We start from the raw sequence: 21,682 nt of genomic DNA on the forward strand, positions 1-21,682 counted from the left end.
TTTGTCAATAAAAAATGTAAAAAATAGAAAGAGGAAATAATAGAATGACACATTCAGTATTCCAAGGACGCAGTTTCTTAGCAGAAAAAGACTTTACCCGCGCAGAGTTAGAATACCTTATCGGTCTTTCAGCTCACTTGAAAGATTTGAAAAAACGAAATATCCAACACCACTACCTTGCTGGCAAAAATATCGCTCTCCTGTTTGAAAAAACTTCTACTCGTACACGTGCAGCCTTTACAACTGCAGCTATTGACCTTGGTGCTCATCCAGAGTACCTCGGAGCAAATGACATTCAGTTAGGTAAAAAAGAATCTACTGAAGATACTGCTAAAGTATTGGGACGCATGTTTGACGGGATTGAATTCCGTGGTTTCAGCCAACGTATGGTTGAAGAACTGGCAGAATTCTCAGGTGTTCCAGTATGGAATGGTCTAACTGACGAATGGCACCCAACTCAAATGCTCGCTGACTACTTGACTGTTCAAGAAAACTTCGGTCGCTTGGAAGGCTTGACATTGGTTTACTGTGGTGATGGACGTAACAACGTTGCCAATAGCTTGCTCGTAACAGGTGCTATCCTTGGTGTTAACGTTCACATCTTCTCACCAAAAGAACTCTTCCCAGAAAAAGAAATCGTTGAATTGGCTGAAGGATTTGCTAAAGAAAGTGGTGCACACATCCTCATCACCGAAGATGCAGACGAAGCTGTCAAAGGTGCAGATGTACTTTACACAGACGTTTGGGTATCTATGGGTGAAGAGGACAAATTCGCAGAACGCGTTGCACTTTTGAAACCGTACCAAGTTAACATGGAATTGGTGAAGAAAGCTGGCAACGAAAACTTAATCTTCTTGCACTGTTTGCCAGCATTCCACGACACTCACACTGTCTATGGTAAAGATGTTGCTGAAAAATTTGGCGTAGAGGAAATGGAAGTAACAGACGAAGTCTTCCGCAGCAAGTATGCTCGTCACTTTGACCAAGCAGAAAATCGTATGCACACTATCAAAGCTGTTATGGCTGCTACTCTTGGAAATCTCTACATTCCTAAAGTATAAAACTTACTCGTATACACAACACAGGGGTTGAGACGAAAGCTATGATAGCTTATCAGTTCTAGCGAAAGAAAGCAAGGATCCTCTTTGACAAATTTGCCACCTTACTCTTGTCATCTTCCTGCTTCCTAGTCTCATTCTGATAAACGTCGGCTATGCGTTCAACCCCTTTTACTAGTAGTAATGACTAATTTGTCTTTTGAAAAGACGCTACCTCCACTTCATATTTTATCATCATACCTGCCTGTAGCTCTTGGAGTTCTGTCAGGTTTACCATATTAAAGAAAGGAGAGCTCATGTCTCATAGAAAAATCGTCGTTGCTTTAGGCGGAAATGCCATCCTCTCCACTGATCCATCTGCCCAAGCTCAACAAGCTGCTCTGGTAGAAACAGCTCGTCATCTGGTCAAGTTGATTCAAAACGGTGATGAACTGATCATCACTCACGGAAATGGTCCTCAAGTTGGTAACCTCTTGCTTCAACACTTGATGGCAGATTCGGAAAAAAACCCTGCCTTCCCCCTTGATTCTTTGGTTGCCATGACCGAGGGTAGTATCGGTTTTTGGCTACAATGTGCTCTTGATAACGCATTGCTCGATGTAGGACTTGATAAAAATGTCGCTTCTGTTGTTACCCAAGTTATAGTAGACAAAGAAGACCCTGCCTTTATCAATCCAACCAAACCAATCGGTCCATTCTACTCAGAAGAGGATGCCAAAGCTGAGAGCGAAAAAACAGGAGCAACCTTCAAAGAAGATGCCGGTCGTGGCTGGCGTAAAGTGGTGGCTTCACCAAAACCAATCGACATCAAAGAAATCAACAGCATCCGCACCTTGCTCAATAATGGTCAAGTTGTCATCGCAGCAGGTGGAGGAGGTATCCCTGTTGTTAAAAATGAAAACGGTTACTTAAGTGGAGTCGAAGCCGTTATTGATAAAGACTTTGCTTCTCAACGACTAGCAGAACTCGTCGAAGCTGATCTCTTCATCGTCCTTACTGGCGTAGACTATGTCTATGTAAACTACAATAAACCAGACCAGGAAAAACTGGAACACGTTACTGTCAGTCAACTAAAAGAATACATCAAACAAGGACAATTCGCACCGGGTAGCATGCTACCAAAAGTTGAAGCTGCTATCGATTTTGTAACCAACCGCCCAGAAGGCAAGGCTGTTATCACCTCCCTCAGCAATCTAGGCGCCTTGATCGAGTCCGAAAGCGGAACAATTATTGTTAAAGACTAGCCATTTTAACCCAAGTACAAGCTCTAACTAGGAGTACTCAGGTAAACCAACATCATTCGTTTTTATACTTTGTGGCATAGTTTAGGAGGAAAAACAAATGAGTGAAAAAACAAAAAAAAGGTTCCAAATGCCTTCATCTTACACTGTTTTGATCATTATTATTGCTATCATGGCAATCTTGACTTGGATCATTCCAGCAGGTAAGTATGACACGAACGAAGCAGGTGGCCTCATTGCAGGTACCTATCAAACTGTTGACTCTAATCCCCAAGGGATTTACGATATCCTAATGGCTCCGATTCGGGCGATGCTCGGTCACGAACCAACTAAAGCCGCTATTGACGTAGCCTTCTTCATCCTCATGGTTGGAGGATTTCTAGGTGTCGTCAATGCGACAGGCACATTAGATGTTGGTATTGCCTCTATTGTTAAGAAATACAAAGGACGCGAAAAAATGCTGATCCTCATCCTCATGCCCCTCTTTGCACTTGGAGGAACAACTTATGGTATGGGTGAAGAAACCATGGCATTTTATCCACTCCTTGTTCCTGTTATGATGGCTGTTGGTTTTGATAGCATTACTGCCGTTGCCATCATTCTACTAGGTTCCCAAGTCGGCTGTCTTGCCTCTACTCTCAATCCTTTTGCTACTGTTATCGCTTCTGATACCGCAGGTGTGTCATCTATGGACGGGGTTATCCTTCGTATCATCTTCTGGTTTGTTATGACAGGTATTAGTACTTACTTTGTCTACCGCTATGCAGAAAAGATTCAAAAGGATCCCACAAAATCACTTGTCTACTCTCAACGTGAAGAAGACCTTAAACACTTCAATGTCACTGATAACGAAAATGCTCCATCTGTCTTGAACAAGAAACAAAAACATGTTCTTGCCTTGTTCATCTTGACTTTCATCATCATGATCGCCAGCTTTATCCCTTGGGTAGACTTGCACATCACTCTATTTGAAGACTTCAAGAATTGGTTGATTGGTCTCCCTGTTATTGGTGGAGCTATCGGTTCATCTGCTCTACCATTCGGTAGCTGGTACTTCCCAGAAGGTGCGATGCTCTTTGCTGTGATGGGTATTCTTATTGGTGTTGTTTACGGTCTTAAGGAAAGCAAGATTATCTCTGCCTTCATGAATGGTGCTGCTGACTTGCTCAGTGTTGCTTTGATTGTAGCAATTGCCCGCGGTATCCAAGTTATCATGAACGACGGTATGATTACTGCAACTATTCTACACTGGGGTGAAGTCGGACTTCAAGGTCTCTCTTCTCAGGCCTTCATCGTTTTGACCTACCTCTTCTACCTTCCTATGTCATTCCTTATCCCATCTTCATCTGGACTTGCTAGCGCTACAATGGGAATCATGGCACCACTTGGTGAGTTCGTTAACGTAAAACCTAGTCTCATCATCACTGCCTATCAATCTGCATCTGGTGTACTAAACCTTGTCGCTCCAACTTCTGGTATCGTTATGGGGGCTCTTGCGCTCGGTCGTATTAGTCTAGGAACTTGGTGGAAATTTGTTACTAAACTCATTGTCGTTATTGTCATCGTGAGCATGCTCCTTCTTATCCTAGGCACCTTCCTACCATTCCTTTAGAACAAAGTGTGAGGTAAAACGGATGAATTCATATATCACCGACTCCATTAAACAGAGCTTTTTACAGAGTTTAAAGACTCTTATCTCCTACCCGTCTGTTCTCAAAGAAGGAGAAAATGGCACACCTTTTGGACAAGCTATTCAAGACGTCCTTGAGAAGACGCTGGAAATCTGCCGTGAACTTGGCTTTCGAACTTATATTGATCCCAAGGGTTATTATGGCTATGCAGAGGTTGGTGATGGAGAACTCCTTGCCATCCTCTGCCACTTAGATGTTGTGCCTGTAGGAGATTTGTCAGATTGGCAATCTCCTCCATTTGAAGCAACTATCAGAGAAGGAAAACTCTATGGACGAGGGGCACAAGACGACAAGGGGCCTTCACTGGCAGCTCTCTATGCAGTGAAAAGCTTACTTGACCAAGGTATCCAGTTCAAAAAACGCGTACGTTTTATCTTTGGTACGGATGAAGAAACCCTTTGGAGATGTATGGCACGCTACAACACCCTCGAGGAACAAGCCAGCATGGGATTTGCACCGGATTCGTCATTTCCTTTGACATACGCTGAAAAGGGGCTCCTTCAAGTCAAGCTTCATGGCCCCGGTTCTGATCATCTCAAGCTCGATGTCGGAGGTGCCTTTAATGTTGTACCAGATAAGGCAAGTTACCAAGGTCCTCTTTATGAAGCGGTTTGTAGGGGGTTGAAGGAAGCAAATTTTGATCACCAAACCACAGACCAAACCGTGACCGTACTCGGGGTACCTAAACACGCCAAAGATGCTAGTCAAGGTGTCAATGCAGTCATTCGACTTGCTAGTGTACTCGCACCTCTCCAACCCCACTCTGCCCTCCATTTTCTAACCGACAAAGCAGGGCAAGATGGTAGAGGGCTTGGAATCTTTGGAGAGGTTACTGATGAACCGTCTGGTTCCCTTTCCTTTAATGTTGCAGGGTTGACCATCAATCCCGATCGTTCCGAGATTCGGATCGATATACGCATACCTGTGCTAGCAGATAAGGAGAAACCGGTGGCACAGCTCACCCAGTGCGCCAAAGACTACCAACTTGACTACCAAGAATTTGACTATCTAGCACCCCTCTATGTCGCAAGAGATAGCCAACTTGTTACTGCCCTTATGCAAGTCTACCAAGAAAAAACCGGAGATAAAACTCCTCCTCTCTCATCAGGTGGTGCTACCTTTGCCCGCACCATGCCAAACTGTGTAGCCTTTGGCGCTCTTTTCCCAGGAGCACAACAAACTGAGCATCAGGCAAATGAAGCAGCTGTCCTAGACGATCTATATCGCGCTATGGACATCTACGCAGAGGCGGTTTACCGTCTCGCAACCTAACTGGATGATCGTTTCTACCAAAAAAATCCCGCAGATTTGCGGGATTTTCTCTTACATCAATGCGCCAACATTTCTTGGGCGATTTCTTGACCAGATAGGTTACCTGGATAGTAGGTTGGCCAGTTATCCATCTCCTCAAAGAGAGCTTCTTGACTGGTGCCCCCAAAGAAGATATGGAAATGTTCTGCCTTGACTGGGGCGATATTGTGGTCACTAAACTGAACATACTTGAACTGTCCAGCGTCCGCATCCGTCGCTTCAAAGAGGAAGCGCACGCCACGATTGCCTTTCTTATAGGTCAAGATTTTCTTGCCGACATACTTGTAGGTGAATTTCTTGCCTTGGCCACCTTGAACAAATTCCATAGTGTTGTCCGTGATGTTGATTTTGGTCACATCTGTCTGATAGCCTTTTCTATAGTAGGCCTTATACTCTTCCTTGGTCATCTTGCCAGTCAACTTAGCCTTGTAATCAAAGACTTGATCAAAGGTCCCATCTTCAAGGAAAGGATAGACCGACTGCCAGTTACCAGCATAGTCACTCAAGGTGCGGTCCTTGACGTCTGCATCCTCAAAGTAACCATTGTGAACTGTCTTGGTGTTTTCTTCCTTCTCTGGTTCGATTTCTGGTCCTTCTTGGTCTGTTGTCTGCTTCAAAGCCTTGAGGTTTTTCTCCATGACGGAGATATAGTCCTCACCAGCCTTTGTTGCTTCTTCTGTCAGACTTTCTAGCGGATTGAGCACGTCTAGTTTGACGCCCGTTTCTTTTGAGAGTGTATTGGCGAGGGCTTGTGAGGCATTTTCTTCAAAGTAGATATAAGAAATCTTGTTTTTCTTGATATACTCGGTCAATTCTGCCAAACGTGCCGCTGATGGTTCTGCATCTGGTGAGAGACCTGAGATGGATACTTGCTTGAGACCGTAGTCCAAGGCAAGGTAGTTAAAGGCAGCGTGCTGGGTCACAAAGCTCTTTTGTTTAGCTTGAGACAAGCCATCTGTGTAGGCCTTATCCAAGGCTTGCAATTTTTCAATATAGGCAGCCGCATTCTTTTCAAAAGTCTCTTTTTTATCAGGATAATCTGCTGACAAGCTGTCACGGATATGCTCTACCAGTTTGATGGCGCGTGCTGGTGAAAGCCAAACGTGGGGATCGTAGTCGTGATGGTGACCCTCACCGCCATGATCATGCCCTTCCTCTTCTTCCTCACCACCTGGCAAGAGGAGCATATCACCTGTCGCCTTGATGGTTTTCACTTTTTTCTTATCTAAGGATTCTAGCAATTTAGGAACCCAAGTTTCCATATTTTCATTTTCATAGACAAAGGTATCTGCATCTTGGATTTTGGCAACTGCCTTGGCAGACGGTTCGTATTCGTGGGGTTCTGTACCAGCACCGATGAGGAGTTCTACATTAGCAGTATCTCCTGCGACTTGCTTGGTAAATTCGTAGACAGGGTAAAAGGTTGTCACGATATTTAGCTTCCCATCTGCCTGTTTTTGATTGGAACAAGCCACTAAAAACAAGGCACATAGACTAGCTAGCAATAAGCTCAGTTTTTTCATTTCATTCTCCTATTTTGATAAAACGTTTCAATAGACTGACTAACAAAAAGACAGCTACAAAGATAATGGTAATACTAGCGCTGGCAGGGGTTTCCGCATAGTAGGAAATATAGAGTCCTGCCACCATTCCCAAAAAGCCAATAGCGCTGGCTAGTAACATAACAGATTTAAAGTTTTTCCCCAGACGAAGGGCAATACTAGCCGGCAAGACCATAATAGTCGACACCAGAAGGGCTCCCGCAGCTGGTATCATAAGTGCAATGGCCACCCCTGTCACCATGTTAAAAAGAATAGACATGGTACGAACTGGCAAGCCATCTACAAAGGCCGTGTCCTCATCAAAGGTCAGGATATACATTGGTCGCAAGAATAAGAAAGTCAAGAGCAAAACGACCGCAGCAATGGCAAAGAGGAAAATCACCTGCTCCTGGCTAATGGTCACAATCGAACCAAAGAGATATTGGTCCAAACTCATGGAGCTCGAACTTTTACCCTTACTCATGACAATAAGGGAGACTGCAAGCCCTGTAGACATGAGGATGGCAGTTCCGATTTCCATAAAGTTCTTATAGACTGTACGGAGATACTCTAGAAAGACCGCAGCGATCAAGACAATAGCAATGGTTGAAATAGTTGGAGAAATTCCCAAAACCAGACCAAAGGCTACTCCTGACAGAGAAACGTGACTGAGGGTATCGCTCATGAGACTCTGACGACGTAAGATAAGGAAAGTCCCAAGAACCGGAGAAAAGAGACTCATGGCAATGACCGCCAAGAAGGCACGCTGCATGAAGTCATAAGATAACAAACTAAGCATGTTCCACCTCCTGGTCGCTTTCGTGAACGTTAAAACAACGCCATGGCGAGTCTTGATTGCGAACTAGATGGATATTGCGATCCGCATAGTCCTTGACCTCCTCAGGATCATGGGTAATCATCAAAACAGCCTTGCCATGATGGTGGGCACTATGGTGCATGAGTTCGTAAAATTCATTTTTGCTTCCAGCATCCATCCCTGTCGTCGGCTCATCCAAGACAAAAATATCTGGGTCAGAAGCAAACATCCGAGCAATAACTGCTCGTTGCTTTTGTCCTCCCGAGAGGGAACCAATTCGTTTGTCACGGTGTTCCCACATACCAACCGAGTCTAGACTGGCCTTGATATGTTCCTCATCATGAGCATTCAAGCGACGAAACCAGCCCTTTCGAGGATAGCGACCCGACTTGACAAATTCATAAACTGTACTTGGAAAACCAGCATTAAAACTGGCTATCTGCTGGGGAAGATAAGCTATCCTAAGCTTTTTCCCATGAGTATTTGTCTTTGAGATGGTTACCTTGCCAAATCTTGGCTGCAAGATGCCTAGACTCGCCTTGATGAGCGTTGTCTTGGCAGCCCCATTTTCACCAGTCAGGGTAACAAACTCCCCACTATCAACACTGTAGTTGATATGCTCGAGGACAGGTTCTTTGTCATAATAGAAAGATAAGTCCTCTACTGTAATATACCGCATTATTTGATTTCTCCTACTAAAGCAGTTAAAAACCGCTGGATAACCTCTTGTTCATTTGGAGTAAACTGACTTGCCACTTGTTCATAGGCTAAGAGCGTGTGTTCATGATGATGGTGGTGTTCCTCTGCCACCGGTCGAGCCAAATCAGTCAACTGATAAAAAATCACGCGCGCATCCTTTGGATCTCTGGATGTCTCTAACATACCCTCTTTGACCAAAGACTTGATAGCCTTGGTCACTGCCGCCTGACTGACATTGAGGCGACGGGCCAACTCCGAGTTGGTTAAGGATTCTTCTGACAAGAGCATGAGGATGTGTTCCTGAGTATTGGTCAAGGCAACGTCACTCGTGCAATGCCCAATCAGAATTTCATGCTGGTTCTCAGATCTCAAGATCACCTCGTTTAAAAAGTTATCGATTTCCTGTGCAAGCTGTCTCATGTGTTACTCCTTCCCTAGCTATCTTTTCGTAAAAAACATAGATAGCCACCGATTCTTTACTGGTTAATTATATCATAAACCAAAAAAGAGTCAAGGGAAAAAGGCGTAAAAACGTTTCCCTAGACTCTTCTAGATGTAAAATTTAACCTATTTTTGCTTTGGTTTTCGGCTCGATAAGATACCTGCCAGACCAGCTACCATTCCCATCAAGAGCAAGAAGATGGATTGTTCACTTCCTGTATTTGGGAGAGCTTTTTCTGAGACAACCGCCTTCTTGCTAAATTGACCTGCCACCTCATAAGTAAGTGGTACATTTGTAGTCGCATCGCTAGCAGCTGCATTCGTTTGAGGCGTTTCTACTGGTAGACTAAAGTTTTTAGAATCCACAGAAATCGTCCGTGAGTTCGGATTAATCTTTTCATACTGGGTCAAATCAGCGGTTTTCAGATACTCTTCAAAGGCTGCATCCATAGACGGACCTTCTTCACGCGCGCCACCTAACATAGTGTAGCCATCACCACCCGCAGCTAAGAAATCATTGGTTGCAAGATAGTAGGTTTTTGCGAGGTCTAGAAGATCATAACGACCAGTTGCACGGTTTTTAACCTGGATGGCCAAGACACGTTTGCCTGATGGTAGGTTGGTATCATAGTAGACCTTCACACCTGAAACTTGCAAGAAACCACCACTTGGCTCTAACAATGGTTGCCCGTTCTCATCCAATACCTTCTTGCCATCCTTATCAACCTGCAAGATAGATCCGAGTGACTTTTCAAACATATCCAAAACTTGTTGCCCAGTCACTTGGATTTGTGAGATGGTATTTCCAAACGGAAGAACGGCAATGACATTTCCTTTAGTGATTGGTTTGCCTTTTGCAATGGTTTCACGCAAGCCACCACCATTTGTCACAGCGATGTCTGTCGGATGACTAAATCCTGTTTGACCATACTGATAGAGGGAGTCCGCTACGACGTTTCCGAGGTTGGTTTCACGAACCCGAACATTTTCACGATCGCCGTTGAGTTCTACAGGGCTGTTTGAAACGACTTCAACCGCATTTTCAGCATCGTATTTTTGTTTAATGTCTTTGACTAGTTTTTCAACTGTTGGATTGGCTGGTAATTTTTTAGCATCCGCAGCCGGAATCTGAGTTGGATTGCCCAAAAGCTGACGTGATTTGTAGGTGATTTTCCCTACATTATGAAGGTAGCTTCCTGTCTGGTTATAGGTAACATTGTCTCCATAGGTTGTTGATTCTACTGTATGAGAGTGACCATCGATTACTGTTACGCGTTTCCCTTTCAAACGAGGATTTTTAGACAAGGCTTCTGCCAAGGTTGAACCACGCCACTCGACTGGAGTTGTGGTATCTACACCCAAGTGAGCGAGCACAACATAGTGTTTGTAGTCTTTACCCTCTGCACGCGCCTTGGCTTGAACTTCTTCGATGACCTTATTGACTTCAGAGATTGGATCTGTAAAAGTTACCCCTTTAATGTTTTTAGGGTGGGTTTTTGTAGCAGTTTCAGGTGTTGTCACACCGATTACAACAAATTCATCACCTTCCACAGTCTTATCTTTATCAACAATTGTAGAAGCTTCAAAAAGACGAGCTCCATTGACATAGGTATTTGAGCTAAGTAATGGGAATTTTAGAATTTCCTTGTATTTTTTAACTTCATCAAGGCCAAAGTCAAACTCATGGTTTCCTACTGCCATAGCATCATACTGCATCTGATTGAGAATTTCAGCGCGCGCTTCACCCTTAGTAGAGTTGGAAATCGGTAAACCTTGGAAAGCGTCTCCCGCATCAACAACTAGAGTATTTTGATTTGATTTCGCACGTTCCTGCTCAATGACAGTCGCTAACTTGGCATCTCCAATTACTCCCTTTTCCTCTACAATACGACCATGGACATCATTGGTGTGTAAGATAACGGTGTCCTTTTCTTCGCTTTTAGTAGATTCAACAGGAGCTACCGGAGCTTCTGAAGTTGCCGAAGTTTCCGGTACTGCAGGGCTCTCAACAGGAGCTGGAGTCGCCGACGTAGCAGGAGTTGCTACAACAGCTGAATTTTCTGCAGGAGTTGTTGCTTCCTCAGCATAGACTTGTCCAGCTAAAAAAGCTGGGGCTAATAGAGCTGTCGACAAGACAGGTAACAAAGAACGTTTATTCATTTTGAAATCCTTTTCTTTTCTTTTTTCCTTTATATTATACGATATTTCTAGAAAAAATAAAACTTTTGACTGGTTTTTATATAAAACATTCGCTATTTAACCAAAAAAACCTGAACAAAAAAGTTCAAGTTTTTTTAATCGATTTATTGGAAATCTTTGATATTTCCATCATAGGTCGCCCAGTCCTTACTAAAGAAACGGTCATTCATCTTGTAGTCTGGAGCTGGTTTTGGATCCGTCAAGAAGGGATTCACAACCTTATCAAAAGCCAACCAGCCCAACCAACCTAAGTGGATAGTATCCTTGATAAAGTAAGGTTCTCCTCCGTTTTTTGAAAAGTCAGCAATATTGGTAAAGCCTTGACTTTCTAACTGGTAACGAATTTTCTCCACTGCGTGTTGATACATTTCTTCACTGAGCTCTGTGTATTCCATCCATTTCTTGTTGACGGGCTGGATAACAAAGAGCACATTGACTTTTGATTTGGCAAATTGATTGAGGACCAGCTGCAAATCATTGTATTCAGACGACTTTAGGAAGTTATAATTTTTTTGATACCCTTCCCATTTTTTTAAGTCTTTTTTGACCTCATACGTGTAGAAATGATTCTCCATCCCCATATCGTTATTGGTCGTATTTGCTTCTGCATCCTTACGGGCAATTTCTTCTAAAGCGTCATAGGAAAACTGATCAGGAAGATCTTTTAAATAGTTTTCTACATGTTCTTTGTACTTGAGTTTCCCCCGAATGGAAAATTGACCAAAAAGAGAGGACTGCTTTTCATTGAATCGTGCAAAGACGTTGATGATAAGTCGATCAGCATCTGACAAGTCCTCTCCTTTTGAAAGCTTTTGAAGGATGCCTTTCAATGCCACACTCGGGTTCTGCTTCAACAAACGCGTCGCAGCATGCTTAGCCGAGATGTCCCCAGATTGATTTTCCAAAAAAGCTGTCAACTGGTCGCTATTAAAGAATCTCTGAAACGCCGCTGGCTCGTAATCCGTCTCTGTAAACCACTGAGGAGAGATGACAAACACCGCCTGCTTTTCCTCGATTTCTGGCAGAATCTGCTGCAAACCGAAATATTGGTTAAGCGAGGCCGCTCCTGCCTGACCCATAAAGTACGGGCGATAGGGACGATTGTATTTTTCTGCTAAAACAGCTGGATGGACACTATCAAATCGAATCCATTCACTTGACCCTAGAAAAGGGACAAAACGCATATTGGGATCCGTTAGCGCCCTCACTTTTTGACTTCTCTCTTTAAAACTTTCTCTACTGATGGAAGCTGCAGAGTACTTCTCCTCCGTCAGATTATGGCTTGTTGTACTTGGATAAAAAAAGATGAGTAGAAGAACCAAAAATCCAGCGATGAAGATAGGACCAAAGATCAGCCACAAGCGTTTAAGCATTCTTCAACTCCGCAATACCTTCTACGATTTTATTAGCTGTATTCCAGTCATCACGACCGAACTCTGTCACTGGAACACGAATGTCAAAACGGTTTTCAATCTCAACAATCAACTCAACCGTTCCCATGCTATCCAAGACACCGGCATCAAAAAGATCTTCATCCATCATGTCAGAAACATCTTCCATAAACAACTCATCAATAATTTCAATAACTTCTGATTTGATATCCATTTTTTATATCCTTTTATTTTTTAAACCATAAATCATTCAAAAATCCAGAAAAGATTAAGAATGAAAACATGACAACATGGAAGGTAACAACCATGCCAAACAACTGAATCCAGCGATTCTCAGGTAAGGAACCCTTTCCAGCTTTTTTCCGTTCTTTATTGAGTGCTTTTTTCTTACGAACCCAAGCGTCATTGATGACCAGCCCAATCCCATGAAAAAGTCCATAGGCGATGTAGTACCAGGTCACTCCATGCCAAAATCCCATAATCAGCATATTGAGAATATAGGCTACACTTGAGGTCACATTACGATTTTTAAAGACCTTCTTTCTGGTCAACACCATCACCATCCGCATAAAGACAAAGTCACGGAACCAGAAAGACAGACTCATGTGCCAACGATTCCAAAACTCTTTTAAATCCCTTGACAAAAAGGGCTTGTTAAAGTTGATAGGACTATGAATACCCATCAAGTTTGAAATGGCTAAGGCAAACATAGAGTAGCCCGCAAAGTCAAAGAAGAGCTCCAAACCAAAGGTGTACATGACCGCTAAAGCATAATGATTAAAGAAACCGCCTGTCTGCAAAGCCAAATTTTTCAGCGGAGGCAATAATGTCTCTCCTAAAATGTGAGCCAAGATAAACTTGTAGAGGAAACCAAGCATGATATACTTGACAGCCTCTTCTAGCATGTCCATCAGCTCATCCCGCTCAGGAATGGTCTCATAATTTTCATTGAAACGTTTAAAACGATCAATGGGACCACTTGAGAAAGTCGGCATAAAAAGAAGAAAACGTAAGAATTGCCAAATCGTTAAATCCTTGATAACACCATCTCTCAACTCAACGATAACCCCAACTGCACGAAAGGTTAAGTAAGAAATCCCTAAAAAGCCAAACAAAGATTGGGGTCCGTGAATAGCAGGAGATACTTTCACAAAGACGATAGGCAATAGGGATAGAAAACTAACTAGATAAAATATCCATTTACTATCCCGTCGTTTCCTGTACCTTTTATAGAAAGATACAAGCAGTACTTGCCAGATAACATAAAGGATAAGAGCGCTTATTTGATCGGTCTTTCCACCGACCAACATGGTGACGATAAAGAAGAGACTAACCAGCACCTCATACCAGGCAAAACGTTTCTTGAAAAAGAGCCCGATAAATATCGGTAGGGTCGCAGCAATCACATACAAAAAATAATAAAGATTGCCATAAGGTTCCAAATGAGGTAGCTGTTTGTAAAGCTCCATCATCTACTGTTTACCTCGTTGATCAAGCCCTTGATATCAATTTTACCATTAGGCGTTAGTGGCAAACTGTCTCGATAGAGAAACTTGGATGGCATCATATAAGACATCATGATATCTGCCAAGTCTTCCTTGATAGCCTTGGTAATATCGATATCACGTTCAAACTGCTCGCGGACACCATTCTTTAGGATGACATAGGCCAGTAGATTTTGTACCTTGTGGTCCTTGTTATAACGTGGGACAGCAACAGCCGACTCGATAAAGCGAGACTTGTTGAGGTTTTGAGAGACATCTTCAAGCTCAATGCGATAACCATTAAACTTAATCTGGAAATCCATGCGTCCACCATAGAGAAGCAAGCCCTCATCTGTCATAGTTCCTACATCCCCTGTGTGGTAGGCTGGAAGACCTTCGAATTCAAAGAAAGCTTCTGCTGTTTTTTCAGGATTATTCATATAGCCTTTTGAAACAGCTGGCCCAGAAACAATGATTTCTCCCTGTTCACCATATGGCAGCTTATTGCCTTCCTCATCAATGATAAAGGTTGGAGAATCAGCCTTAGTATAGCCGATTGGCAGGCGTTTGAGAGTCGTCAACATCTCGTCTGTTACAGCAACTGCTGACAAAGCCACTGTCGCTTCTGTTGGTCCGTAGGCATTGATAATACGGGCATTTGGGAATCGCTCGCGCAGTTTTTGAGCTGTTTTGACCGTCAATTCTTCACCATCAAAGTAGAAATGCGTGATGCCAGGCATTTTCTCACTATTAAAGTCTTCTGACAACATGGCCATATCTGCAAAGGAAGGCGTTGAAGTCCAGATAGCAATGGGCAATGAGAATATGGACGCAAAGAGTTGCTTAAAATCCTGTGTGATGGCAGATGGAAGAGCGAAAAGCGTACCACCCAGTGCCAAGGTTGGCGCCCAGTACATGACAGATAGGTCAAAAGAATAAGGGGGCTGGGCCAGCATTTGTGGACGACTTGGCGTCGCAAACTCTTTATCTGTAATCATCCAGTTGGTAAAACTGAGGAGATTGTCATGGGAAATCTGCACTCCCTTTGGCTTACCAGTCGTACCAGAAGTAAAGATGATGTAGTAATTATCATCTCCCTTGACTGGATGCGTCATCTCGTAGCTAGAAGCTTGAGCAAAAGCTTCATGGACTTGCTCTAAATTCAGCATCGGTACGCTAGTTTGCTCTAATGGAAAATCCGAGATGGCAATAATCAAACTTGGCTCTGCAACTTCTACGATAGCAGAAACTCGTTCCAAGGCCGAATGGCTGTCAATTGGAATATAGGCATGTCCCGACTTAGTCAGCGCCACAAAGGTAGCCAACATCTCATATTCCTGACCACCAAAAACGACGACTGGAGATTTCTCAGGCAAGCCAAGTCGATCAATAGCTGCAGCTAAACTATCTGAATCAGCCTTCAGATCACCATAAGTATGCTCTTGACCTAAAACATTGTAGACAGGATATGTTGGCTGTGTTTGAGCAAAGTGCTCAATCGTTTCAATCATATCTTTTATCGGTTTATTAGACACGGTTTTTCTTCTCCTTCAAACTAGAACTCATTATAAATAAAGGTTCCTTGGCTCTGACCAAGGTAACTAAAAAAATAAAGCAAACCAAGTAAGATTACAAAATATAGGACGGTCTGTCCCAAAAACATATACAATTTTCTGTGTTTTCCCATAGTTAGTGTGTTCAATTTTCTATGATTTTTCAAAAAAGCTATGCAACTATGCATTTACTATCTTATCTTCCTAACATTTTACCATTTTATCAACCTTTTTTTCAACTGTTTACCATAACTTAAAAGTTCGTTTTAGCTTATTTTAAGATAAGTTAAGATATCAATGTTTTGCCATCAAAATAGACAAAAAAGAGCCTGAGATTCCCATCTCAAACTCTAATGCAAATAGCTCTTTTATCTTAGAAAAGTGAAAATACGAGAACTGCTAGGGCCGCACCAACAACAGGCCCCACAACAGGAATCCAAGCATAAGACCAGTCCCCATCTCCCTTGTTTGGAATTGGAAGAAGGTTGTGCATGATACGAGGTCCAAGGTCACGAGCTGGGTTCAAGGCATAACCCGTTGTCCCACCTAGTGAAAGACCGATACCGACAATCAATGTTCCCACTGCAAAGGTCCCTAATCCTGCCTGAAGGTCATAGAGTCCCAAGGCAAAGATTGTCAAGAGCAAAACAAAGGTTCCAAGGATTTCGCTAACCAAATTCGATACTGTGTTCTTGATTGCTGGTCCAGTACTAAAAGTCGCTAGGATATTACCTGCATTTTCTTCCGCTTCATAGTGTGGTTTGAATTGCAACCAAACCAAAATCTGAGCCACCATCGCTCCTGCGAATTGGGCTAGGATATAAGGGAAAACTGAACCCCAAGAGAGCGTTCCTTTTAAGGCCATCGCAAACGTCACAGCTGGATTTAGGTGGGCCGGACTGAGCGTGCCAGATACAAAGGCCGCAACGGCTACAGCAATTCCCCATCCCATAGTGATGACAATCCAACCTGAATTGTTACTCTTGGTTTTGGGAAGAACCACACCTGCAACAACACCATTTCCTAGGAGGATGAGGATTAAGGTCCCCAAAAATTCTCCAAATAATTCTTTCATCATATCTTTGTCTCCATTTAAAAGAAGGGGCGGGCGACAAGGAATGCTGCCCTCCACCTCTTTTCCTTTTTCTTAATTTTTTAGTTCTGCCAAATCGTTTTGAGCAAGAGCTGCTTCGACATCCGCACGGTAGGCTGCTTTTTCTTCTTCAGTCCAATCATAGAATCGTCCCATTTCATCCAGAACTGGCTCAACGATGCTATCTAAACTATCACGCATAAAGAGCATGTGATTGGTACGACGAAGAAGGAAGTCAACTGGGCTCAGAGCCAACTCATTACGCATTGCATAGTGAAGGGACAAGGTATCTGCCAAGCTGAGTCCTGGCGCTTGTTCCAAGCTGTGAGCAAGGGCAAAGACCTTCGGTGCATTTGAACCGTAAAGATTTGCTAGATAGTGAGCTTCCTTGCTATCCAAGCCACGTGAAACTCCAAGTTGCGCAAAGGCTTCGATTTCTGAGTCCACATTTGCTGGGTTCAATTCTCCACCTGAAACAGGATAAGTCTTCGAGTTGATGAGTTTAAAACTACGGTCAAATTCTGCTTTGAGGATGTCAACCACGCGCTCCATAGCTCCTTCAGCCATCTTACGGTAGTCTGTGATTTTACCACCAGCAAGAGTCAAGAGGCCATTGTCATCACGATCCAAGCTCGAACCACGAGAAACTGCAGATGGATCCAAATGTTTCTCAGATGTGCTACTTTCAAGCTTGCTGACAGCAGATTCAACATCTTCACGCGTTTTTTCTTTCGATAGATAAGCTTCGACAGTCGCAATCAAGCTATTGAAGCTTTCATCGCTAATGGTTCCGTTATTTCCTCCATTGTAGTCAGAAGCACTATTGCCTGCAATCAATGGACGAAGACCAGCCCAGCTGCTTTCGATATCATCAATGGTGATGTTTGCTTCTGGAAAGCGGTTGTTGACAATACCAAGCAGATAATTTACATCTTCCTGCGTCACTTTTGGATGTTCCAAATCGCCTGTGTAGTCAGTATCCGTTGTACCAAAGTAAGTCTTGTTTTCACGTGGTAGAACAAAGACCATACGCCCATCTCCCAAACCTGTGTCAAAGTAAACTGGCTGTGAAACCTTGATCTTGCTTGAGTCCACTACCAAGTGCACTCCCTTAGTTGGACGCATTTGTGAGAATTGTGTTCCCTTATTAGACAAATTACGTACCTTGTCGCTCCAAGGACCTGTCGTATTGATAACCAGACGCGCCTTGATTTCAAAGACTTGGTCTGTCAACAAATCACGAGCTACAACACCTGTAATCTTGCCACTTTCATCAAAGAGGAAGCCTTCTGCCTTAACGTGGTTGGCAATAAGGGCACCGTCTTGGTTGGCACGTTTGATATTTTCAATCACGAGACGCGCATCGTTGTTACGGAAGTCAAGGTAAACCCCACCTCCTACCAAACCTTCTTTCTTCAAGTTTGGCTGGCGTTCCAAGACTTCTTCCTTGCTCAAGACCTTGTTAGCAGCTGGCGTATTGTTAACCCCTGCCAAAAGGTCGTACAAGTCCATGGCTACTTTGAGACGGAAGAGGCTAAAGGTCGCTCCATCTTCATCGTAAACTGGCAAGAGCATTGGATCTGGTTTTGGAATATGTGGAGCGATTTGTTGAACTACTGCACGTTCAGAAACTGTATCTGACACCACTTCCACGTCAAATTGTTTGAGGTAACGCAGACCTCCGTGAACCAATTTTGTTGAACGGCTAGATGTTCCTTCTGCGAAGTCTTGCATTTCAATCAGACCTGTGTCAAGACCACTAGCTGCCGCTTGCAAGGCTACACCAGCTCCTGTAATCCCTCCACCGATAATCAAAAGGTCCAGGGTGCGTTCCTGCATTTTTTTAATTGATAATTCACGTGTTTTCTTTGAAAATTCCATATTTACACACTTTCTAACTGAGTCGTTTCATTCTTAAGCTGATCATTGCATCAAGAAACAGTATTAGTCGTCGATTTCCGCAAAGACTTGCGTTGCTTTCACAGCCTTCTTCCAGCCCTTGTAGAGTTGTTCCTTGCGCGATTCGTTCATGGATGGCTCAAAGAGTTCTCCTGTCTCGTTCAAGAGCTTCAACTCGTCCAAATCCTTCCAGTAACCCACTGCCAAACCAGCTAGGAAGGCTGCACCTAGGGCAGTTGTTTCCAAGTTTTTAGCACGGGCAATATCGATTCCCAAAATGTCAGCCTGGAACTGCATGAGGAAGTTGTTCATGGCTGCACCACCATCTACCTTCAAGACTTGGATAGCTGTCTGAGCATCCACTTGCATCGTGTCTATGATGTCACGTACTTGATAAGCGATAGATTGCAAAGTTGCCTTGATAAAGTCTTCTTTAGTTGTTCCACGAGTCAAACCAAAGACAGAGCCACGAGCGTTTTGGTTCCAGTATGGTGCCCCTAGACCTGTAAAGGCAGGTACGACATAGACTTCGTCATTGTTGTGAGAATTGAGAGCATATTTTTCAGACTCTGGTGAATTCTCAACCATGCGAAGTCCATCACGAAGCCACTGAATGGCACTTCCAGCAATAAAGATAGAACCTTCCAAAGCATAATAAACCTTGCCGTTGATTCCGTAACCAATCGTTGTCAAAAGGTTGTTTTCAGATAGCTGCATCTCTTCACCAGTGTTCATGATGATGAAAGAACCTGTTCCATAAGTATTCTTAACCATACCAGGTTCAAAGGCCAACTGTCCAAAGAGGGCTGCCTGTTGGTCCCCAGCCATACCTGAGATTGGCACTTCCCCACCGTAGAAATGGAATGGAGCAGTCTTACCATAGATTTCAGAGTTAGAACGAACTTCTGGAAGCATAGCCTTAGGAATGTTGAGGATTTCCAAAATCTCATCATCCCATTTGAGTTCTTTAATATTATAAAGCATGGTACGAGCCGCATTGGAGTAGTCCGTTACGTGAGCCGCACCGTCAGTCAATTTCCAAACTAACCAAGTATCGATAGTACCAAAGAGCAATTCTCCTTTTTCTGCTCGCTCTTGAGCGCCTTCTACATGGTCCAATATCCAACGAACCTTGGTAGCAGAGAAGTAAGCGTCAATGATCAAACCAGTCGTTTCATGGAATTTTTCCACATAACCTTGGCTTTTCAGTTGTTCAGCCAAAGGTGCTGTCTGGCGTGACTGCCAAACGATAGCGTTGTAGATAGGAAGTCCTGTTTTCTTATCCCAGACGACAGTTGTTTCACGCTGGTTGGTAATCCCGATGGCTTCGATTTGACTTGGTTTCACACCACTTTCGATGAAAGCACCCGCGATAACTGACTGAACAGAGTTCCAAATTTCATTGGCATTGTGCTCTACCCAACCTGCTTGAGGGAAAATCTGAGTGAATTCTTTTTGACTAGAGCTGACCTTTTCTCCTTTTTTGTTAAAAATGATGGCACGAGAACTGGTCGTTCCTTGGTCAATGGCCATGATGTATTTTTCTTGTGACATGTGCTGTCCTCCTGATAAAATCTTGAGGGGGTTCCTCTTTACAGTAACTAGTATACAAAATAAAGCGCTTTCTTGTTTATCACTTTTTTTAAAATTTTAAAAAAAAGTGAGGAGATTGTGCGAATTTCACAAAAAAGACCTGAAAATTCAGGCCTTTTAGGCAAAGAGCATCTGACGAATCTTCGCCAAATCCTCCATATCCAAATCATTTTTTAAATAATAAACCGGAGTCTGTTCTTTCTTATGAATCGGGTTGTTGGTAATTAACAAATCATAATGTCGACTGGAGTCATAGGCTTCAATAGTAATGAAACGATTGTATTCCAAATACCGTTTCAAAAGGGCAGCCATCCTAGAAAAGACAAGGAAACCAGATGTCAAATCCAGACCAATCCGCATATGCTGACCACCATTTTCTGCCATATACTCTATCAACTGGATCCATTCCCAGAGAATTTTCTTATCCAGGTCGGTCCCCTGATGAAAAGCTGGCAAGGAGGCGAAAATTTTCTGAGCAAGATCTCGAAAGTCATGCTCCATCAGCAAATAAGGGTGCCGATGTTCTATCTGATACTTGTAGCGATCTTGCAAGATATAGCCCTTGTAGAGATAAACTTGACCACAAAGCTGACTGAGTTCATAGGTGACATGGTCCTCTGTGTAGTCCCCCAGCAGCTCCTCCTTCTTCATTTCTTGAATCAATTGCGTCAGCAAATCGGCTAATTGCCCTCCAAAACCAAGGATATATTCCATAGTATGAAGGGGCAAGATACGATGGGAAAGGAGAAACGAAAAGAAAATCATCATCTCACCGTCCTCAGTTCCTAAAGGGATGTGTTGTCCAGCAAAAAAGGACGGAGCCTTTCTCAGCAAACGAAGGTAGAAAATATTATCAAAATACCCCTGCATTTTTTCTTCTATGACTTGAAACTGACAGGCGTTAGCTCGAAGGCGCTGTTGACTGATATGATTCCAGAGAACCAAGTCTAATTTCTGACCCGAAGACAAGCTGGCACCGCAGATTTCTTCTAAGCTAGCAATCTCTTGTTTTCTCTCAGCTTTCTGCATGTGACCTTCCCATTCCTGACTCGACCAAACCTTGCGGAAAAGGCAGAAATAAAAGTAACGAATCTGATGCTCCGGACCTCGCCAACGGCCATTTTGGATGGATAAGTCAAATTCTGACAAAATCTGATTTAGACTAGCTAAGTGGCGACCAAGCGTGGCCTCACTAATCATCAATTCTTGAGCCAACTGATGAGCTAGAAATTGTTGGTGATAGAGAAGGTAAACCAAAATTTGGTACTTAATGGCATTGTCTAGAAACAAGCTCCGAATCTCTCTCCCCTTTGTGGCTGCACCAATCAACAAACGCAGATTTTCATCTTCCAAGTGGATGGTCAGCTCTAGTCCTCTTTCCAAGGCATTTTCGTTAATCAGAGAAATGTACTTGGCTAGGGTCGCTTTTGAAAAACCTGTTTCTTCCATGGCTTTCTTGACTGTTGTCTGCGAATCTTGTAATAGAAAGGAAAGGACTAAAAATTGACCAGATTCTGCTTTTTCCATCAAATCGCCTAAATACATTTGTTACCCCTTTCATTTTCTCCTACAAGCATAGCATAAATCTTTCAAATGCTGAAATAATCTGTTTCTCATTTTATTTTAAGGTTGATTTCCTCGTCATTATTCCACAGAAACAGCAAACACACG

Annotated in this window: 18 protein-coding genes; 4 read left to right on the plus strand and 14 right to left on the minus strand. The window is 43.2% G+C overall.

The window, feature by feature from the left end:
• The first annotated feature begins 44 nt into the window (after positions 1-44).
• The 4 genes from argF (at position 45) to D8805_RS05615 (ending at position 5,262) form a co-directional block, all read left to right on the plus strand.
• Positions 45-1,061: an ornithine carbamoyltransferase gene (gene argF / locus D8805_RS05600; protein ID WP_084945665.1), complete on the plus strand. Its 1,017-nt coding sequence runs from the start codon at positions 45-47 to the stop codon at positions 1,059-1,061.
• Between the two features lie 293 nt (positions 1,062-1,354).
• Positions 1,355-2,302 (plus strand): carbamate kinase, encoded by a 948-nt coding sequence (arcC, locus tag D8805_RS05605; protein ID WP_125416083.1) that lies wholly within the window; start codon positions 1,355-1,357, stop codon positions 2,300-2,302.
• Between the two features lie 97 nt (positions 2,303-2,399).
• Positions 2,400-3,911 carry a YfcC family protein gene (locus D8805_RS05610; RefSeq protein WP_125416086.1) on the plus strand — a complete coding sequence of 504 codons (1,512 nt, stop codon included), beginning with the start codon at positions 2,400-2,402 and terminating at the stop codon, positions 3,909-3,911.
• Between the two features lie 22 nt (positions 3,912-3,933).
• The gene (locus D8805_RS05615) at positions 3,934-5,262 is read left to right on the plus strand and encodes a dipeptidase (protein WP_125416089.1); all 1,329 of its coding nucleotides are present in this window, start codon (positions 3,934-3,936) and stop codon (positions 5,260-5,262) included.
• Between the two features lie 56 nt (positions 5,263-5,318).
• On the opposite strand, the gene D8805_RS05620 is transcribed toward D8805_RS05615, so the two are convergent.
• The 14 genes from D8805_RS05620 to D8805_RS05685 all read right to left on the minus strand — a co-directional run bounded on the left by D8805_RS05620 (position 5,319) and on the right by D8805_RS05685 (position 21,556).
• Positions 5,319-6,824 carry a zinc ABC transporter substrate-binding protein AdcA gene (locus tag D8805_RS05620; RefSeq protein WP_125416092.1) on the minus strand — a complete coding sequence of 502 codons (1,506 nt, stop codon included), beginning with the start codon at positions 6,822-6,824 and terminating at the stop codon, positions 5,319-5,321.
• Position 6,825: 1 nt separating this feature from the next.
• Complete coding sequence (locus tag D8805_RS05625) at positions 6,826-7,641, minus strand: metal ABC transporter permease (protein ID WP_125416095.1); 816 nt, start codon at positions 7,639-7,641, stop codon at positions 6,826-6,828.
• On the minus strand, positions 7,634-8,338 hold the full coding sequence (locus D8805_RS05630) for a metal ABC transporter ATP-binding protein (protein WP_001269483.1): 705 nt from the start codon (positions 8,336-8,338) through the stop codon (positions 7,634-7,636). Before D8805_RS05630 ends, D8805_RS05625 begins: the two co-directional genes overlap by 8 nt.
• Positions 8,338-8,778 carry a zinc-dependent transcriptional regulator AdcR gene (gene adcR / locus D8805_RS05635; RefSeq protein WP_061418636.1) on the minus strand — a complete coding sequence of 147 codons (441 nt, stop codon included), beginning with the start codon at positions 8,776-8,778 and terminating at the stop codon, positions 8,338-8,340. The genes D8805_RS05630 and adcR overlap by 1 nt, the downstream gene beginning before the upstream one ends.
• A gap of 147 nt (positions 8,779-8,925) precedes the next feature.
• Positions 8,926-10,959 (minus strand): cell surface ecto-5'-nucleotidase Nt5e, encoded by a 2,034-nt coding sequence (gene nt5e, locus D8805_RS05640; RefSeq protein WP_084975939.1) that lies wholly within the window; start codon positions 10,957-10,959, stop codon positions 8,926-8,928.
• 143 nt (positions 10,960-11,102) lie between these two features.
• Positions 11,103-12,371, minus strand: a complete 1,269-nt coding sequence (dltD, locus tag D8805_RS05645; RefSeq protein ID WP_038804739.1) for a D-alanyl-lipoteichoic acid biosynthesis protein DltD — start codon at positions 12,369-12,371, stop codon at positions 11,103-11,105.
• Complete coding sequence (dltC, locus tag D8805_RS05650) at positions 12,364-12,603, minus strand: D-alanine--poly(phosphoribitol) ligase subunit DltC (protein WP_000351970.1); 240 nt, start codon at positions 12,601-12,603, stop codon at positions 12,364-12,366. The genes dltD and dltC overlap by 8 nt, the downstream gene beginning before the upstream one ends.
• A 13-nt stretch (positions 12,604-12,616) precedes the next feature.
• Positions 12,617-13,861 (minus strand): D-alanyl-lipoteichoic acid biosynthesis protein DltB, encoded by a 1,245-nt coding sequence (gene dltB, locus D8805_RS05655; RefSeq protein ID WP_125416098.1) that lies wholly within the window; start codon positions 13,859-13,861, stop codon positions 12,617-12,619.
• On the minus strand, positions 13,858-15,408 hold the full coding sequence (gene dltA / locus D8805_RS05660; protein WP_125416101.1) for a D-alanine--poly(phosphoribitol) ligase subunit DltA: 1,551 nt from the start codon (positions 15,406-15,408) through the stop codon (positions 13,858-13,860). Before dltA ends, dltB begins: the two co-directional genes overlap by 4 nt.
• A 20-nt stretch (positions 15,409-15,428) precedes the next feature.
• Entirely contained in the window at positions 15,429-15,560 is a 132-nt protein-coding gene (locus D8805_RS05665) for a teichoic acid D-Ala incorporation-associated protein DltX (RefSeq protein WP_025168981.1), read from the minus strand.
• A gap of 239 nt (positions 15,561-15,799) precedes the next feature.
• A complete protein-coding gene (locus tag D8805_RS05670; protein WP_084975935.1) occupies positions 15,800-16,504 on the minus strand; it encodes an MIP/aquaporin family protein in 705 nt (234 codons plus the stop codon).
• Positions 16,505-16,573: 69 nt separating this feature from the next.
• Complete coding sequence (gene glpO, locus D8805_RS05675; protein ID WP_084975934.1) at positions 16,574-18,400, minus strand: type 1 glycerol-3-phosphate oxidase; 1,827 nt, start codon at positions 18,398-18,400, stop codon at positions 16,574-16,576.
• A 63-nt stretch (positions 18,401-18,463) separates the two neighbouring features.
• Positions 18,464-19,972, minus strand: a complete 1,509-nt coding sequence (glpK, locus tag D8805_RS05680) for a glycerol kinase GlpK (RefSeq protein WP_125416104.1) — start codon at positions 19,970-19,972, stop codon at positions 18,464-18,466.
• 156 nt (positions 19,973-20,128) lie between these two features.
• A complete protein-coding gene (locus D8805_RS05685) occupies positions 20,129-21,556 on the minus strand; it encodes a helix-turn-helix domain-containing protein (RefSeq protein WP_125416106.1) in 1,428 nt (475 codons plus the stop codon).
• Between the last annotated feature and the right edge of the window lie 126 nt (positions 21,557-21,682).

The sequence above is a fragment of the Streptococcus oralis subsp. dentisani genome (assembly GCF_003944205.1).
Lineage (GTDB): Bacteria > Bacillota > Bacilli > Lactobacillales > Streptococcaceae > Streptococcus > Streptococcus oralis_BH.

Excerpts from the sequence above, each read along its gene's own strand:
- glpK (WP_125416104.1), bottom strand. The coding sequence starts at position 19,972 with ATGTCACAAGAAAAATACATCATGGCCATTGACCAAGGAACGACCAGT.
- dltC (WP_000351970.1), bottom strand. The coding sequence starts at position 12,603 with ATGGATATCAAATCAGAAGTTATTGAAATTATTGATGAGTTGTTTATG.
- D8805_RS05625 (WP_125416095.1), bottom strand. The coding sequence starts at position 7,641 with ATGCTTAGTTTGTTATCTTATGACTTCATGCAGCGTGCCTTCTTGGCG.
- arcC (WP_125416083.1), top strand. The coding sequence starts at position 1,355 with ATGTCTCATAGAAAAATCGTCGTTGCTTTAGGCGGAAATGCCATCCTC.
- D8805_RS05665 (WP_025168981.1), bottom strand. The coding sequence starts at position 15,560 with ATGGGAAAACACAGAAAATTGTATATGTTTTTGGGACAGACCGTCCTA.
- adcR (WP_061418636.1), bottom strand. The coding sequence starts at position 8,778 with ATGAGACAGCTTGCACAGGAAATCGATAACTTTTTAAACGAGGTGATC.
- D8805_RS05685 (WP_125416106.1), bottom strand. The coding sequence starts at position 21,556 with ATGTATTTAGGCGATTTGATGGAAAAAGCAGAATCTGGTCAATTTTTA.
- dltB (WP_125416098.1), bottom strand. The coding sequence starts at position 13,861 with ATGATGGAGCTTTACAAACAGCTACCTCATTTGGAACCTTATGGCAAT.
- D8805_RS05620 (WP_125416092.1), bottom strand. The coding sequence starts at position 6,824 with ATGAAAAAACTGAGCTTATTGCTAGCTAGTCTATGTGCCTTGTTTTTA.
- D8805_RS05610 (WP_125416086.1), top strand. The coding sequence starts at position 2,400 with ATGAGTGAAAAAACAAAAAAAAGGTTCCAAATGCCTTCATCTTACACT.
- nt5e (WP_084975939.1), bottom strand. The coding sequence starts at position 10,959 with ATGAATAAACGTTCTTTGTTACCTGTCTTGTCGACAGCTCTATTAGCC.
- D8805_RS05630 (WP_001269483.1), bottom strand. The coding sequence starts at position 8,338 with ATGCGGTATATTACAGTAGAGGACTTATCTTTCTATTATGACAAAGAA.
- D8805_RS05670 (WP_084975935.1), bottom strand. The coding sequence starts at position 16,504 with ATGATGAAAGAATTATTTGGAGAATTTTTGGGGACCTTAATCCTCATC.
- D8805_RS05615 (WP_125416089.1), top strand. The coding sequence starts at position 3,934 with ATGAATTCATATATCACCGACTCCATTAAACAGAGCTTTTTACAGAGT.
- argF (WP_084945665.1), top strand. The coding sequence starts at position 45 with ATGACACATTCAGTATTCCAAGGACGCAGTTTCTTAGCAGAAAAAGAC.
- dltD (WP_038804739.1), bottom strand. The coding sequence starts at position 12,371 with ATGCTTAAACGCTTGTGGCTGATCTTTGGTCCTATCTTCATCGCTGGA.
- glpO (WP_084975934.1), bottom strand. The coding sequence starts at position 18,400 with ATGGAATTTTCAAAGAAAACACGTGAATTATCAATTAAAAAAATGCAG.